The sequence below is a fragment of the Stenotrophomonas sp. S39 genome, assembly GCF_016624665.1.
GTDB lineage: Bacteria > Pseudomonadota > Gammaproteobacteria > Xanthomonadales > Xanthomonadaceae > Stenotrophomonas.
The window spans coordinates 1-214 of sequence record NZ_JACVTT010000230.1; the positions used below are offsets into that span (position 1 = coordinate 1).

Annotated in this window: 1 protein-coding gene; it reads left to right on the top strand. The window is 53.3% G+C overall.

Annotation, left to right across the window (positions count from 1 at the left end; all coding sequences use genetic code 11):
• The coding region (locus IAE41_RS22755) for an IS3 family transposase (RefSeq protein WP_200734612.1) at window positions 1-214 on the top strand (214 nt) is incomplete at both ends.

A 214-nucleotide genomic window follows, 5' to 3' on the forward strand; every position in this document is an offset into this window, starting at 1 on the left:
CCACTCTGACCAAGGCTGGCACTATCAGCATGAAAGCTATCGCCACAAGCTTGCGAAACACTCGCTGAAACAGAGCATGTCCCGGCGAGGAAACTGCTTGGACAACGCGGCCATGGAGAGTTTCTTCGGGACGCTGAAGTCGGAATTCTTCTACCTGAACAATTTTGACAGCATCGAAAGCCTGGAAGCTGGGCTGGTGGAGTACATCCGGTAC